Source organism: Cobetia sp. MB87 (assembly GCF_011319755.1).
Classification (GTDB): Bacteria; Pseudomonadota; Gammaproteobacteria; order Pseudomonadales; family Halomonadaceae; genus Cobetia.
The window spans coordinates 70,053-83,478 of record NZ_VFBC01000002.1; the positions used below are offsets into that span (position 1 = coordinate 70,053).

The 13,426-nt window shown below is 60.7% G+C and carries 14 protein-coding genes; 12 read left to right on the top strand and 2 right to left on the bottom strand.

Annotation, left to right across the window (positions count from 1 at the left end):
• Positions 1–144: 144 nt before the first annotated feature.
• The 9 genes from ruvB to CDPAHKCJ_RS00590 all read left to right on the top strand — a co-directional run bounded on the left by ruvB (position 145) and on the right by CDPAHKCJ_RS00590 (position 7,905).
• Positions 145–1,188: a Holliday junction branch migration DNA helicase RuvB gene (gene ruvB / locus CDPAHKCJ_RS00550; RefSeq protein WP_043333609.1), complete on the top strand. Its 1,044-nt coding sequence runs from the start codon at positions 145–147 to the stop codon at positions 1,186–1,188.
• Positions 1,185–1,619 carry a tol-pal system-associated acyl-CoA thioesterase gene (gene ybgC, locus CDPAHKCJ_RS00555; protein WP_166017926.1) on the top strand — a complete coding sequence of 145 codons (435 nt, stop codon included), beginning with the start codon at positions 1,185–1,187 and terminating at the stop codon, positions 1,617–1,619. Before ruvB ends, ybgC begins: the two co-directional genes overlap by 4 nt.
• Positions 1,620–1,784: 165 nt before the next feature.
• Entirely contained in the window at positions 1,785–2,462 is a 678-nt protein-coding gene (gene tolQ, locus CDPAHKCJ_RS00560) for a protein TolQ (RefSeq protein WP_107336548.1), read from the top strand.
• A gap of 14 nt (positions 2,463–2,476) precedes the next feature.
• The gene (gene tolR / locus CDPAHKCJ_RS00565) at positions 2,477–2,923 is read left to right on the top strand and encodes a protein TolR (RefSeq protein WP_054556687.1); all 447 of its coding nucleotides are present in this window, start codon (positions 2,477–2,479) and stop codon (positions 2,921–2,923) included.
• Between the two features lie 3 nt (positions 2,924–2,926).
• Positions 2,927–4,135, top strand: a complete 1,209-nt coding sequence (gene tolA, locus CDPAHKCJ_RS00570) for a cell envelope integrity protein TolA (RefSeq protein ID WP_166017928.1) — start codon at positions 2,927–2,929, stop codon at positions 4,133–4,135.
• Positions 4,132–5,424 (top strand): Tol-Pal system beta propeller repeat protein TolB, encoded by a 1,293-nt coding sequence (gene tolB, locus CDPAHKCJ_RS00575; protein WP_166017930.1) that lies wholly within the window; start codon positions 4,132–4,134, stop codon positions 5,422–5,424. The genes tolA and tolB overlap by 4 nt, the downstream gene beginning before the upstream one ends.
• Before the next feature lie 70 nt (positions 5,425–5,494).
• Positions 5,495–6,004, top strand: coding sequence for a peptidoglycan-associated lipoprotein Pal (pal, locus tag CDPAHKCJ_RS00580; RefSeq protein WP_166017932.1), 510 nt, complete (start codon positions 5,495–5,497; stop codon positions 6,002–6,004).
• 138 nt (positions 6,005–6,142) lie between these two features.
• Positions 6,143–6,928 (top strand): tol-pal system protein YbgF, encoded by a 786-nt coding sequence (gene ybgF / locus CDPAHKCJ_RS00585; protein ID WP_166017934.1) that lies wholly within the window; start codon positions 6,143–6,145, stop codon positions 6,926–6,928.
• A 212-nt stretch (positions 6,929–7,140) separates the two neighbouring features.
• Positions 7,141–7,905, top strand: coding sequence for a YciK family oxidoreductase (locus tag CDPAHKCJ_RS00590; RefSeq protein WP_166017936.1), 765 nt, complete (start codon positions 7,141–7,143; stop codon positions 7,903–7,905).
• Between the two features lie 238 nt (positions 7,906–8,143).
• On the opposite strand, the gene CDPAHKCJ_RS00595 is transcribed toward CDPAHKCJ_RS00590, so the two are convergent.
• Together CDPAHKCJ_RS00595 and ubiG are read right to left on the bottom strand one after the other, a co-directional pair.
• Complete coding sequence (locus CDPAHKCJ_RS00595; RefSeq protein WP_166018244.1) at positions 8,144–8,824, bottom strand: HAD-IA family hydrolase; 681 nt, start codon at positions 8,822–8,824, stop codon at positions 8,144–8,146.
• Positions 8,825–8,826: 2 nt separating this feature from the next.
• The gene (gene ubiG, locus CDPAHKCJ_RS00600; RefSeq protein WP_166018246.1) at positions 8,827–9,543 is read right to left on the bottom strand and encodes a bifunctional 2-polyprenyl-6-hydroxyphenol methylase/3-demethylubiquinol 3-O-methyltransferase UbiG; all 717 of its coding nucleotides are present in this window, start codon (positions 9,541–9,543) and stop codon (positions 8,827–8,829) included.
• A gap of 270 nt (positions 9,544–9,813) precedes the next feature.
• Here ubiG and mtnA point away from each other — a divergent pair, with 270 nt between their 5' ends.
• The 3 genes from mtnA (at position 9,814) to CDPAHKCJ_RS00615 (ending at position 13,332) form a co-directional block, all read left to right on the top strand.
• On the top strand, positions 9,814–10,974 hold the full coding sequence (gene mtnA / locus CDPAHKCJ_RS00605; protein ID WP_166017938.1) for an S-methyl-5-thioribose-1-phosphate isomerase: 1,161 nt from the start codon (positions 9,814–9,816) through the stop codon (positions 10,972–10,974).
• Between the two features lie 183 nt (positions 10,975–11,157).
• Entirely contained in the window at positions 11,158–12,042 is an 885-nt protein-coding gene (galU, locus tag CDPAHKCJ_RS00610; RefSeq protein WP_054556681.1) for a UTP--glucose-1-phosphate uridylyltransferase GalU, read from the top strand.
• 3 nt (positions 12,043–12,045) lie between these two features.
• Positions 12,046–13,332: a nucleotide sugar dehydrogenase gene (locus tag CDPAHKCJ_RS00615; protein ID WP_166017940.1), complete on the top strand. Its 1,287-nt coding sequence runs from the start codon at positions 12,046–12,048 to the stop codon at positions 13,330–13,332.
• Positions 13,333–13,426 lie beyond the last annotated feature (94 nt).

The following is a 13,426-nucleotide window of genomic DNA, read 5'->3' on the forward strand; positions in this document are numbered from 1 at the left end:
GGGTAGAAAGTGCGCGCTTGAACGCAGATGCGCTAGATCGTTGCATAGCCCCGACAAACCTTGCCACCTGCCACTGACGCACGTTCATGGCCCATGACCCGCGTCATGTGCGTGATCTGCGTCATCAGGAGTTGAGCAAGCATCATGATGGAGTCGGACCGACTGATCTCCGCGGCGACGCATGATCCGGAAGAGCGGATCGATCGTGCCAACCGGCCACGCACGCTGAGTGATTACATCGGACAGCCTATCGTCCGCGAGCAGATGGAGATCTTCATCAGTGCCGCGCGAGGACGAGGCGATAGTCTGGATCACACCCTGGTCTTCGGCCCACCTGGTCTGGGCAAGACGACGCTGGCGCATATCATCGCCAGCGAGATGAGTGTCGATATCAAGTCGACTTCAGGGCCGGTGCTGGAGCGGGCAGGGGATCTGGCAGCGATGCTGACCAACCTGCAGGAAGGCGATGTACTGTTCATCGACGAGATTCACCGCCTGTCACCGGCCGTCGAGGAAGTGCTCTACCCGGCGATGGAAGATTACCAGCTCGACATCATGATCGGTGAAGGGCCCGCGGCCCGCTCGATCAAGCTTGAACTGCCACGATTCACCCTGGTGGGCGCGACGACGCGCGCGGGGCTGCTGACGGCGCCACTGCGCGATCGCTTCGGCATCGTCCAGCGCCTCGAGTTCTACGATATCGAGTCACTCACCGACATCGTGGCACGCAGTGCCAGGCTTTCCGGCATGGAAGTCGAGATGGAAGGGGCGCTGGAGATTGCGCGTCGTTCCCGCGGCACGCCACGTATCGCCAATCGCCTGCTGCGCCGGGTGCGTGACTTCGCCGAAGTGCGCTCGGATGGTCGCTTGACCCTGGAAGTGGCCGACAAGGCGCTCAACATGCTCAATGTCGACAGCCACGGCCTGGATCACATGGACCGTCGACTGCTGTTGGCGATGATCGAGAAATTCGATGGCGGGCCAGTCGGGGTCGATTCACTGGCGGCGGCCATCGGGGAAGAGCGCGATACCATCGAGGATGTGCTGGAGCCCTATTTGATACAGCAGGGCTTCATGATGCGCACGGCGCGTGGGCGTCTGGTCACACGCTCGGCCTATCTGCACTTCGGGATCACGCCACGTGAAGAGCAGGCGCGCCTGGGACAGGAAGGAAATGACGCGTCATGACATCTGAAGACGCAGGAAATACGTTGAAGGGTGAAGCTGCATGTTTTCACCACACTGTGCGCGTCTATATCGAGGATACTGATGCCGGTGGCATTGTCTACTACGTGAATTATCTGCGCTTCATGGAGCGCGCCCGCAGTGAATGGTTGCGGGCGAAGGGCTTCACGCAGCAAGCCTTGCTTGAAAAAGGCATTCAGTTGGTAGTACACAGTGTAACAAATCGTTATCTTCGTCCGGCGTATCTGGATGACCTGCTGACCGTGACGGCAACGGCAGGCGCCTTGCGCGGTGCACGCTTGACGTTCACCCAGAAGGCGCTGCGCGGTGAGCAGATATTGAGCGAAGCGGAAGTCGTGATCGCCTGTGTCGATGCCACGACCTTGCGCCCCAGACGCTGGCCCGGGGAATTGCTTGCGGCACTTGAGGTCTGAGATCACGAGGCGCAGATGAGGCCGCGGTCAGCCAGGCGCTGAGACGTCAGGCGCTGAGACGTCAGGCGCTGAGACGTCAGGTTGATGAACAGATTATTTATCGTGTCACTGATTGACGGTGGCACAGACTGAACCAAGTAAAGAGGGATTTCCGTGGAAGATTCGATGTCGATCATTTCGCTGTTCGTGAACGCCAGTCTGGTCGTTCAGGCAGTCATGTTGCTGTTGCTGGCAGCTTCCATTGCGTCCTGGGTGGTGATCTTTCAGCGCGGGATGGCATTGTCCCGTGCCAAGCAGGCCTACGCGGCCTTTGAAAAGCGTTTCTGGTCCGGGGTCGACCTCAATCACCTCTATCGTGAGTTGCCGACAGATGAAGAATCCACGCCGGGCGCGTCTGGCGTCTTTCGTGCCGGTTTCCGCGAGTACAGTCGCCTCAAGCCAAAGTCCAGCAATGCCGACGCAGTGATGGATGGTGTGCAGCGCAGCATGCGCGTCACGTTGTCACGTGAAGAAGAGCGTCTGAACGTTCACCTGCCGTTTCTGGCCACGGTCAGCTCCGTCAGCCCTTATGTCGGTCTGTTCGGCACCGTATGGGGCATCATGGGCTCCTTCCAGGCGCTGGGCACGGCTCAACAGGCAACTCTGACCACCGTTGCTCCCTGGATTGCCGAGGCACTGGTCGCGACCGCAATGGGCCTGTTTGCGGCCATCCCGGCCGTCATCTTCTACAACCGTCTGGCTAGCCGTGCTGACCAGCTGCTGGGTCGCTATGAAGACTTCGCCGAAGAACTTCACTCCATTCTGCATCGTAATCTGCACGGTCGTGGCAGCAACGACGCTTGAAGGGAGGCGAGTCAATGAAAGGACCGTATAGCAGAGGTCACAAGCGCAAGCTGTCCTCCGAGATCAATGTGGTGCCCTTCATCGACGTCATGTTGGTGTTGCTGGTCATCTTCATGATCACCGCGCCGATGATGACGCAGGGGGTCCAGGTCGAATTGCCCAAGGTCACCTCAAAGCCGATCGACAATCCCGATGACGTGACGCCATTGATCGTCTCGTTGGACGATAGCGGCAATTACTACATCGACCTGGGGTCGGATGAAGACAAGCGCACCCCGGTGGCATTGGACGAACTGGGTAGCAAGGTCGCGTCCATCGTGGCCGAGAAGCCCAAGACGCCCGTGTTGGTGAAAGGTGCCAAGACAGCCCCCTATGGCGATGTCATGGGGCTGATGAGCACGCTGCAGGGTGCAGGTGTTCCCAATGTCGGGCTGATTTCAGAACCACCGACCGAGGGCTGATGGATGAGTCAGCCAGAGATAGAACAGCGGGTCGGATTGGGATTGCCTGTGGTGCTGGCCGTTGGCCTGCACCTGGGCATCCTGATTCTGACTCTGGTGAGCTGGCCGGAATCCGAGCCGGAAAAGACCAACACCACCATCGTCAACGCGACACTGGTCAGTACCGAGACCACGACCAATCAGGCCCAGCAGGCGAAGTCGAGCAAGGCGCGTGATGCGGCCGAAGAATCTGATCAGCGCCAGAGCGCCAAGGAAGACGCGGCCAGAGAGGCAGAGCTTGCAGCGGAGCAGCAACGTAGCGCCGCCGAGGAGAAGGCGGCTGCCCAGAAGGCTCAACAGCAAAAGGCGGCTGAACAGGCCAAGGCAGCGGAGCAGTTGAAGGCTGAGCAGGCGGCGGCAGCGGCGGCCGAGAAGGCCAAGGCAGAAGCGGCCAGGCGTGCAGAGGAAGCCAAGGCGATTGCACTCGATCGCAAGAAAGCCGAGGCGGAAAAGCAGGCCAAGGCTGATGCCTTGAAGAAGGCGGAAGCCGATAAGGCAGCCAAGGCCAAGGCGGAAGCCGAAAAGGCCGCCAAGGAAAAAGCCGCGGAAGAAGCCCGCAAGAAAGCCGAAGCGGAGAAGGCGGCCAAAGCCAAGGCCGATGCTGAAGCCAAGAAGGCGGAAGCCGAGAAGGCAGCCAAGGCCAAGGCGGAAGCCGAAAAGGCCGAGAAGGAAAAAGCGGCCAAGGCGGCAGCGGACAAGGCCGCCAAGGAAAAGGCAGCCAAGGCCAAGGCGGCGGAAGAAGCGCGCAAGAAAGCGGCTGCTGAAGCTGCACGCCAGAAGGCGCTCGCCGAGAAAGCGGCTCAAGCCTCTGCTGGCTCGCTTGATAGCCTGATAGACAATGAAAGTGACGCCATCAGTGGCGCCAAACAGGCCGCTCAGGCAGCCAATGGCTTCGAGAACCTGCTCAAGAAGTATGTCGGACAGAATTGGAATCGACCCTCGGGCTCCGTTCCCGGTATGACGGTCACGCTGAGAGTGTCATTGTTGCCGACAGGTGAATTGGTATCGGCAGCGGTCAGCAAGAGCAGTGGGAATGCCGCCTTTGATCGTTCCGCGATTCAGGCGATCCAGAAAGCGGCACCGTTTACCGAGATGCAGGATCTGCCGGCTAGTGCCAAGAGCCAGTTCCGAAACTTCAACCTGTACTTCAATCCAGAGGACCTGGGCCGATGAGACGATTGACCGCATGGATGATGGCAGCCGCCTTGCTGGCAGTGACCAGCCTGGCAAGAGCTGACCTGACCATCGAGATTACCAAGGGCAATGACAGCGCTACGCCTATCGCCGTCGTGCCGTTCGAGAATCTGACCGGGGGGAGTCTTCCGCAGGACCTCGCACGCATCATCTCCGATGACCTGGCGCGCAGTGGCCAGTTCGACCCGATCAAACGCGACAATCTGATCGCGTTGCCGGGCACGACGCAGGACGTCTTCGTCAATGACTGGAAGCGCCTGGGGGCCAGTTACCTCGTGGTGGGTCAGGTAAAGACAGCCAGCAATGGCGGTTATAGCATCCAGTATGAGCTGATGGATGTGCTGGGCAACAAGCGTATGCTTGGCGAAGTCATCACCGGAAGCAATGGTGAGCTGCGCGCGCGTGGCCATTATATGAGCGATGAAATATTTGAGGAAATCACTGGAATTCGCGGTGCTTTCTCGACAAAAATCGCATACATTACCGCCAATGGTGTTGGCGACAATATTCGTTTTGCTCTGTACGTGGCGGATTCAGATGGCCACAATAGTCAGGAGATTCTGGCGTCCGATGAGCCGATCATGTCTCCGGCATGGTCGCCGGATGGCAAGAAGCTGGCCTATGTCAGTTTTGAAGCCGAACGTCCCGCTATCTATGTGCAGGAATTGGGTAGTGGTCGTCGTGCAAAACTGACAGGTTTCCGTGGCATCAATGGTGCCCCGGCCTGGTCGCCGGATGGACGTAAACTGGCGATGGCACTGTCAAAGGATGGCCAGCCGGAAATCTATGTGATGGATATTGCCAGCCGCCAGTTCCAGCGTCTGACCAACAATCCTGCGATCGATACCGAACCGGATTGGTTGCCGGATGGCAGTGGTATGCTGTTCACCTCTGATCGTGCAGGCTCCCCACAGATCTATCGTCTTGATCTGTCAGGCGGCACGGAACGTGTGACGTATACCGGCAATTACAACTCCCGCGGGCGCATCTCACCCGATGGAGAGAACCTGTTCATGATCAACCGCGCAGGCAACGGTTATCAGGTTGCCAAGCAAGATCTGAAGAGCGGTCGGGTTACCTCCCTGACCGATACTCAGTGGGATGAATCACCAAGTGTTGCACCGAATGGCACTATGGTGATATATGCCACTCAGCAAGGAACCCGCGGGGTCCTGGGCCAGGTGTCGGCAGACGGAAGGGCGCAATTCTCCCTGCCGTCAGCACAAGGCGACGTGCGTGAACCTGCGTGGTCGCCGTTCCTGAACTAAACCACTAGAATGCATCCGAGCCACCAAGAAAGGCTTGGCATTCGTACCCATTAGAGCAAGGAGTTTCACAATGCAGTTCACCCCGTATGCAAAAGGTCTGTTGGTTGCCCTGTCCCTGAGCGTCATGGCAGGTTGTTCCAGCAGCGGCGGCGCTCAGGACGGCGACATGGATTCAGCCAACAGCGGTGCGAACACTGCCGGCATGAACACTGGTGCCAACAGCAACGCCAACCAGATGAGCAACGCCGCCATGCCTGACGTGCGTACCATCTACTTCGCCTTCAACAAGGACACCATCCGTCCTGAGTTCGAAAGCGTCCTGATGGGTCACGCTCAGTATCTGAAAGCCAACTCCAGCGCCAATGTCGTTCTGGAAGGTCACGCTGATGAGCGCGGTACTCGTGAATACAACCTGGGTCTGGGCGAGCGTCGTGCCAAGTCTGTCGCACGCTTCCTGACTGTCCAGGGCGTGTCTCCTTCACAGATCGAGATCGTCTCCTACGGTGAAGAGCGTCCGGCTGTCCAGGGCCACGGCGAGTCTTCCTACGCCAAGAACCGTCGTGTGGTCTTCGACTACTAAGAACGGTTCATCTCCTCGGCTCTCTCAGGAGGCGCGGAGACGCTAGAAACTTGTGTTGAGCTGGCCCGGGCAAGAGGCGTGACCTTGAAGCCCGGGCTTGCTTGCGCGATACCATGATGATTCGGCGGAGCCGACAGCATGAAACACAGCCTGAAAGGGTTGTTCGGTGCGGGAGCCTTGTTGCTCCCGTTGTCCGTTTTGGCCGCACCGACGGTCGAGGACCTCACTGGGCAATCAAACTCGCTCTATCAGCAGGCCAATACTCGTTTGAGTGGCGGCGGCACCCTGACCCTTCTCAATCAACTCGACGAACAGGCACAGGAAATTGCCCGACTTCGCGGCCGGATCGATGAACTGGAATACCAGTTCAAGCGTCTGACCGAGATGTCACAGCAACGCTACCTGGATCTGGAACAGCGGGTTTCTGGCGGCGGTTCCGCCGGGGAGAACGGTCAGGTTGTCGATTCACAGGCAGCAGCGGCAGTCACTGGCGGTGCAAGTGCCGGTGGTGCAGCCAGCACCAATGGCACCAGCAATGCCGACAGTGGTGCAGCTGCCCAGAAGGATTACGAGAATGCCTTCGCCAAGGTTCAGTCTCGCGATTTCGACGGTGCCATTGTCGCCTTTGAAGCCTTCGTGGTGGACCATGGGGATTCCAATCTCGCAGCCAATGCCCATTACTGGCTGGGTGAGCTGTACTCGGCCAAGAACCAGCTGGATGCTTCAGCCCAGGCCTTCGATACCGTGATCAGCGAATTCTCGCAATCCAACAAGGTGCCGGATGCGATGTACAAGCTGGGCCTGGTCAAGGCGCGTCAAGGCAAGGCGCAGGAAAGTCGCTCCCTGCTCGAGAAGCTGGTCCAGCAGTATCCGGACAGCAAGGCTGGCACCATGGCCAAGGACTTCCTGTCCTCCGGCGCCTGAGTGCCCGTGGCGATTGGTCACCAGTATTCCCCAAAGCCCGTGCTTGGTATCCTACCAGGTGCGGGCTTTGTGTTATGCGCTCAGTAGGTCATGCCATCGACAGGCGGCTCTGGGGCGCTTCATTTGATTCATGTGGCAAAGCAAGTACTACCGGTGAAGAAGCAGTGACATTCATCGGCCGTTGACGACAGATCTCAGACAGGGATATCACCATGGCAGAGTGCAAGATCGACTATCAGGCCCCGGACGACATGCTGAAAGGGCGAATCATTCTGGTGACCGGGGCGGGGTCCGGCATTGGCCGTGAAGCGGCAGTCGAGTATGCGCGGCATGGGGCGACGGTGATATTGCTGGGCAGGACCATTGCCAAACTGGAAGAAGTCTACGACGAGATCGAGGCCTTGGGGGCACCACAGCCGGCCATCTATCCGCTCAACTTCGAAGGGGCCTCGCTCAAGGATTATCAGCAGATGGCTGATACCCTGAATACCGAGTTCGGTCGTCTGGATGGACTGCTGCACAACGCGAGCCTGTTGGGCAAGATCACTCCGTTCGAACAGTATGATCCGGCGCTGTGGGAGCAGGTCATGCAGGTCAATATCAATGGCCCCATCTGGATGGTCCAGGCATTGCTGCCGTTGCTCAAGGCGTCGAAGGATGCCTCCGTCGTGCTGACAAGCTCCAGTGTCGGGCGCAAGGGGCGTGCCTTCTGGGGCGCCTACAGTGTCTCGAAGTTCGCCACTGAAGGCTTCTCGCAGATGCTGGCGCAGGAACTGGAGAATACCAGCCAGGTGCGCGTCAATACGCTCAATCCCGGCGGGACGCGGACCCCGATGCGCAAGTCGGCGTTTCCGGCCGAAGACCCCGATACCCTGCGTACGCCCGCCGACATCATGCCGACCTATCTATGGTTGATGGGGCCGGACAGCCGTGGTCATACCGGCGAGATGTTCGACGCCCAACCGCCGAAAGCCTGAGCCATCAAAGTTGAGCCATTGTCGGCTGTCATCTCGCTGGCCGGCGAGTGACGCCGCCAGGCGGGCCAATCGCCACGCCTCACAACAAGAACGCCGACGGCCATGGCCGTCGGCGTTCTTGTGTCTAACTGTTTGTGTCTAGCTGCTTGTGTCTATCTTCTGATGCTCATCTGCGGATCACCTGCTTGCGAGAGCCGGCTTGTGCGAGCTTCGTGCGAGCTTCGCGTGTGTCGCTCGGTCAGCGCAGGTCCGCTGCCCGCAGTGCGGCATTGATGACCTCTTCCGATGTGTCAAACCACACATCGGCAGGCCAGGCATCCACATCGTCGCCCTCGCGGACATAGCCGTAGCGCACCGCGACCGCCAGCATGCCCGCTGCACGCGCCGCCTGCATGTCACGGTCATGATCCCCCAGGTACCAGCACTCGGAGGCATCGACGCCGAGGCAGCGCGCCGCCTCCCACAGGGGCTCTGGATGCGGCTTCTTGACCGGCAGGTCATCGGCACACAGCAGGCAGCCGGGCGTGAGCTTGAGCGCGGCGATCAGCGGCTCGGCGAACTGACGGGGCTTGTTGGTCACGATGCCCCACGGCAGGCCTGCGCGCTGACAGACCTCGATAAGTGCGTCATAGCCCGGGAACAGCACACTATGAGCCGCGACATCGCGGGCATAGAATTCCAGCAGACGAGTGCGTTCGGTGGCATGCTCGGGATGATCGAGCTCATGGCCCAGGGCCAACGTCACCAGAGCGCTGCCACCATGCGAGACCTCGGCGCGAATCACGTCATAGTCCAGTGCTGGCAGAGTGTGGTGCCGACGCAGCTCATTGGTGGCGCGCGCCAGGTCCGGCGCGGTGTCCACCAGGGTGCCATCGAGATCGAAGATCAAGGCGGCGGGACGAGGTAGTGCTGCCGGCAGGCTCACGCAAGCTCTTCCTCGGTGGGACGACGAGTGTGCATCAGGTAGTTGACCGACAGGTCGGAGGAATTCAGGCGATATTTGCGCGTCAGCGGGTTGTAGGTCATGCCGGTGGAGCCTTCCATCTTGAGGCCAGCATCGCGTGTCCAGCGACCCAGCTCGGCCGGACGGATGAACTTGCGATACTCGTGGGTGCCACGCGGCAGCATCTGCAGCACATATTCCGCGCCGAGAATCGCGAAGGCATACGCCTTGGGATTGCGGTTGATGGTCGAGAAGAACACCATGCCGCCGGGCTTGACCAGCCGTGCACAGGCCGCAATCACCGAGGATGGGTCCGGCACGTGCTCGAGCATTTCCAGACAGGTGACGACGTCGAACTGGCCGGCCATCTCTTCTGCGGCGGCTTCGGCGGTGGTCTGGCGGTAGTCCACCTCGACACCGGACTCCAGCTGATGCAGGCGGGCAACGGAAAGCGGCGCCTCACCCATGTCGATACCCGTCACCTGGGCGCCACGATGCGCCATGGCTTCGGAGAGAATGCCGCCGCCGCAGCCGACGTCGATCACGCGCTTGCCTGCCAAGCCAGCATGGGTGTCGATATAGTCGACCCGCAACGGATTGATGTCATGCAGCGGCTTGAATTCACTGTCACGGTCCCACCAGCGACTGGCCAATGCCGAGAACTTGGCGATCTCGCTGGCATCGACATTGCCCAGATGGTCCTGGGGCTGGGCATCTTGCTGGGTGTCGTTATCGCTCATCTTTGCATCCTTACCGTTACGGAAGTGCTGTTCGGGAAGTGGCAGGCCTGTACAGGCACCTTACCCTCGGGCACGATTCCACCATTCTAATCCGACTGCCGTCGCGGGTCAGCGTCCAGCGCAAAAAACTCATCATGACGGGCACTTGCGTTACGATGGAGCGGGACGTCGCGCCACGCGCGATGACCAGTCGTCATTATTGTCATGTAGCAACGGGGAGTGGTCATGAGCCTGGTTCCGATTCGCTGGGTAAGCCAGCAAGAGTGTGCGTCGCGGAGAGAAGACACGGCAGGCACCCCGCCCGATGCCAGCGCTGACGTCACTCAGCCGGCGGTGAAGCTCGCGCTGCTCGACCAGCGCCTGCTGCCGGGTGAGACCCGCGAGGTGCTGCTCGAGGATGCACGCGGGGTCGCGACTGCCATTACCGACATGGTGGTCCGCGGTGCACCGGCGATCGGGATCGCCGCCGCCTATGGCGTGGCGCTGGAGGCTTTCGTCATCAACCGCGAGGGCGGCGACTGGCAGTCACGCCTGGCCAGCGCCTGTGATGTGCTGGCTGCCTCGCGCCCGACAGCGGTCAACCTGTTCTGGGCGCTGGATCGCGTGCGCAAGGTGATTGCCGCACACGCCACCCGGTCCCAGGCCCCGTATGAAGCGCTGCTGAAGGAGGCCGTGCGCATTCATGAGCAGGATCTGGACGATAACCTTCGCATGGCCGAGTTTGGCGCTCAGGTGATTGCGGCCTCCCTCGCGCAAGGCGAGACGCGGTGTGAAGTCATGACCCACTGCAATACCGGCGCGCTGGCCACCGGCGGCCACGGCACGGCGTTGGGCGTGATCCGTACCGCCTACGCCCAGGGCATTGTTGGCCGCGTGCATGTCAACGAGACACGCCCCTGGTGGCAAGGTTCTCGCCTGACGGCGTGGGAGCTGGTGCAGGAGAAGATACCCGCGCGTCTGGCCGTGGAAGGCGCAGCCTCGCTGATCATGCAGCAGGGTGCCCGGACGCCGGAAGGGGTGCGTTGGTTGATCGTCGGCGCGGACCGCATCGCGGCCAACGGCGATACCGCCAATAAGATCGGCACCTTCTCGCTGGCCGTTCAGGCCCGCGCTCACGGCATCAAGGTCATGGTGGTGGCTCCGCTGGCCACGTTCGATAGCACCCTGGCCAGTGGCGCGGACATTCCCATCGAGACGCGCGACGCCGCCGAGTTGCGCGAGGCGGGCGGACGTCAGATCGCGCCGCAGGACATCGATGTCTTCAACCCGGTCTTTGATGTCACGCCGCATGAGTATATTGATGCCATCGTCACGGAACATGGCGTGGTAGAGTCGCCTGATAGCGACAGTGTGGGTGCGCTGCTCGGGCGCGCCATGCGCCGCTGATGGCTTTTCAGAGGCGTAGCGCTTGGCAAGCCTCGGATAGTGCAGGAATTTCGCACTCCTTGATCAAACTGGCATAATCTCTGCCTATGATGAAGGATGGTCGTTGATTGGCTTCGACGGCAGTAACCCGGTAGAGGTCCTTCGACGGGCCTCACCACGACATAGACACAAGGAAGACGCTACATGATACGCAAGGCTGTTCTGCCTGTTGCCGGTCTCGGCACACGTTGCCTCCCGGCCTCCAAGGCCATCCCCAAGGAAATGATCACCATCGTCGACAAGCCGGTGATCCAATATGTGGTGGAAGAAGCGGTCGCAGCCGGTATCAAGGAAATCGTGCTGGTTACCCATTCCAGCAAGAATGCCATCGAGAACCACTTCGACAAGCACTTCGAGCTGGAAACCACCCTGGAAGCCAAGGGCAAGCTCGAGCTGCTCGAACAGCTGCGAAACATCATTCCTGATGACGTCAAGATCATCAGCGTGCGCCAGCCGGAGCCGCTGGGTCTGGGCCACGCCGTGCTGTGTGCCAAGCCGATCGTCGGTGATGAGCCGTTCATCGTCATGCTGCCGGACGTGCTGGTCGATGGCGAAGGGCTAGAGAAGAATGACCTGGCGCGCATGATGGAGGCCTATGAAGCCACCAATGCCGCCCAGATCATGGTTGAGAATGTCCCGCAGGACATGGCCTACAAGTACGGTATCGTCGCGATCGACGGTGACACGCCGGAAGCCGGCAAGTCCGCCCTGATCAATGGCATGGTCGAAAAACCGGCCCCGGGCACCGAGCCGTCGACCCTGGCGGTCATCGGCCGTTATCTGTTGCCGGGCCGTATCTTCGAGCTTCTGGAGAACACTCCGCCGGGCGCGGGTGGTGAGATCCAGCTGACCGATGCCATCGACACCCTGCGTGACGACAAGGCCGTCGCGGCCTACCGCATGGCCGGTGATACCTACGATTGCGGCCATCAGCTGGGCTATCTTGAAGCGACGCTTTCCTTTGCCAAGCGTCACCCGACCTTCGGTGAAGGCTTCCGCGAGCTGCTGACTCGCTACCAGGAGAAATAAGCCATGCAGGTGCTGGTGCACGGAAGCGAACTGGCGGCGGCAACGGCCAGTGCCGCTCTGGCGAGCGTGGGTCACCGCGTCTGGTGGTGGCCGCATGAGGACATGGACTGGGCTGCCCTGGAACGCGTCGACTGGTTGAACAGTGAGCCAGGCCTGCGCGAACGTCTTGATCGCCACCGGGAGCGCGGCGATCTCACCTTGGTCGAGGACCTCGCGTCACTGCGGCGCATCGATATCCACTGGATCGCCGTCTCGCCGGATCAGCGGGAAAGTGCGCTGAGCCGTGTCGAGCAGCTGGTGGCGACCCTGGATGAGCCGCTGGTGCTGGTCAACAACTCGACTTTCCCGGTGGGCACGACCGAGCGTTTCGAGGCGTTGTTGCCGCGTGACGACCAGTACGCCGTCGCCTTGCCGGACATGCTGGAAGAGGGCCGTTCACTGGCCACCTTCGAGCGTCCGGCCCGCTGGTTGCTGGGCAGCGAAGCGGAACCTGCCACCCTGCGGGTGCAGGAGCTGCTGCGTGCCTTCAATCGGCGTGAAGATGTCTTCCAGATCATGCCGCGCCGTGCCGCCGAACTGACCAAGCTCGCCATCAATGGCATGCTCGCGACGCGTATCAGCTACATGAACGAGGTGGCGGGTCTCTCCGACTCCCTGGGCGTCGATGTGGAATATGTGCGTCAGGGCATGGGCGCCGACCCGCGTATCGGCTTTGGCTATCTCTATCCGGGCTGTGGGTTCGGCGGCCCGAACTTCTCGCGTGACCTGATGCGTCTGGCCGATGTCCAGCACCAGACAGGGCGGGAATCGATGCTGCTCGAGCATGTGCTCGACATCAACGAGGCCAAGAAGGAGACGCTGTTCCGCAAGCTGTGGCAGCACTTCGATGGTGAATTGCGCGGCCGTACCGTGGCGATATGGGGCGCGGCCTTCAAGCCCGGTACCGCGCGTATCGATCATGCGCCGGTCTTGACCCTGCTCGAGGCGCTGTGGGCCCAGGGCGTGCGCGTACGCGTGCATGATCCCGCGGCCTTGTCGGCGCTGGGTGAGGCCTGTGGTGCGCATCCGTTGCTGGAGCTGGTCGATGGCAACATGTATGACGCTCTGGAGGGTGCTGATGCCCTGATGCTGGTCACCGAGTGGAAGTGCTACTGGAACCCGGACTGGCAGCGTCTGAAGCGTGAGCTGGGTGCGGGTCTGGTGCTCGATGGCCGCAACATCTTCGACCCGCGTTATGTGGCAAGCCAGGGACTGGTCTATCGCGGCATCGGCCGCCGTGCCAGCCCCTGACGGGCATTTTTGTGGGTCAGGCTGACGCGCTCTCTTTCAGGTTGACCCTTTCGTGCTCGGTACGTAAAAGCCCTCATCCGGTTCGGGATGAGGG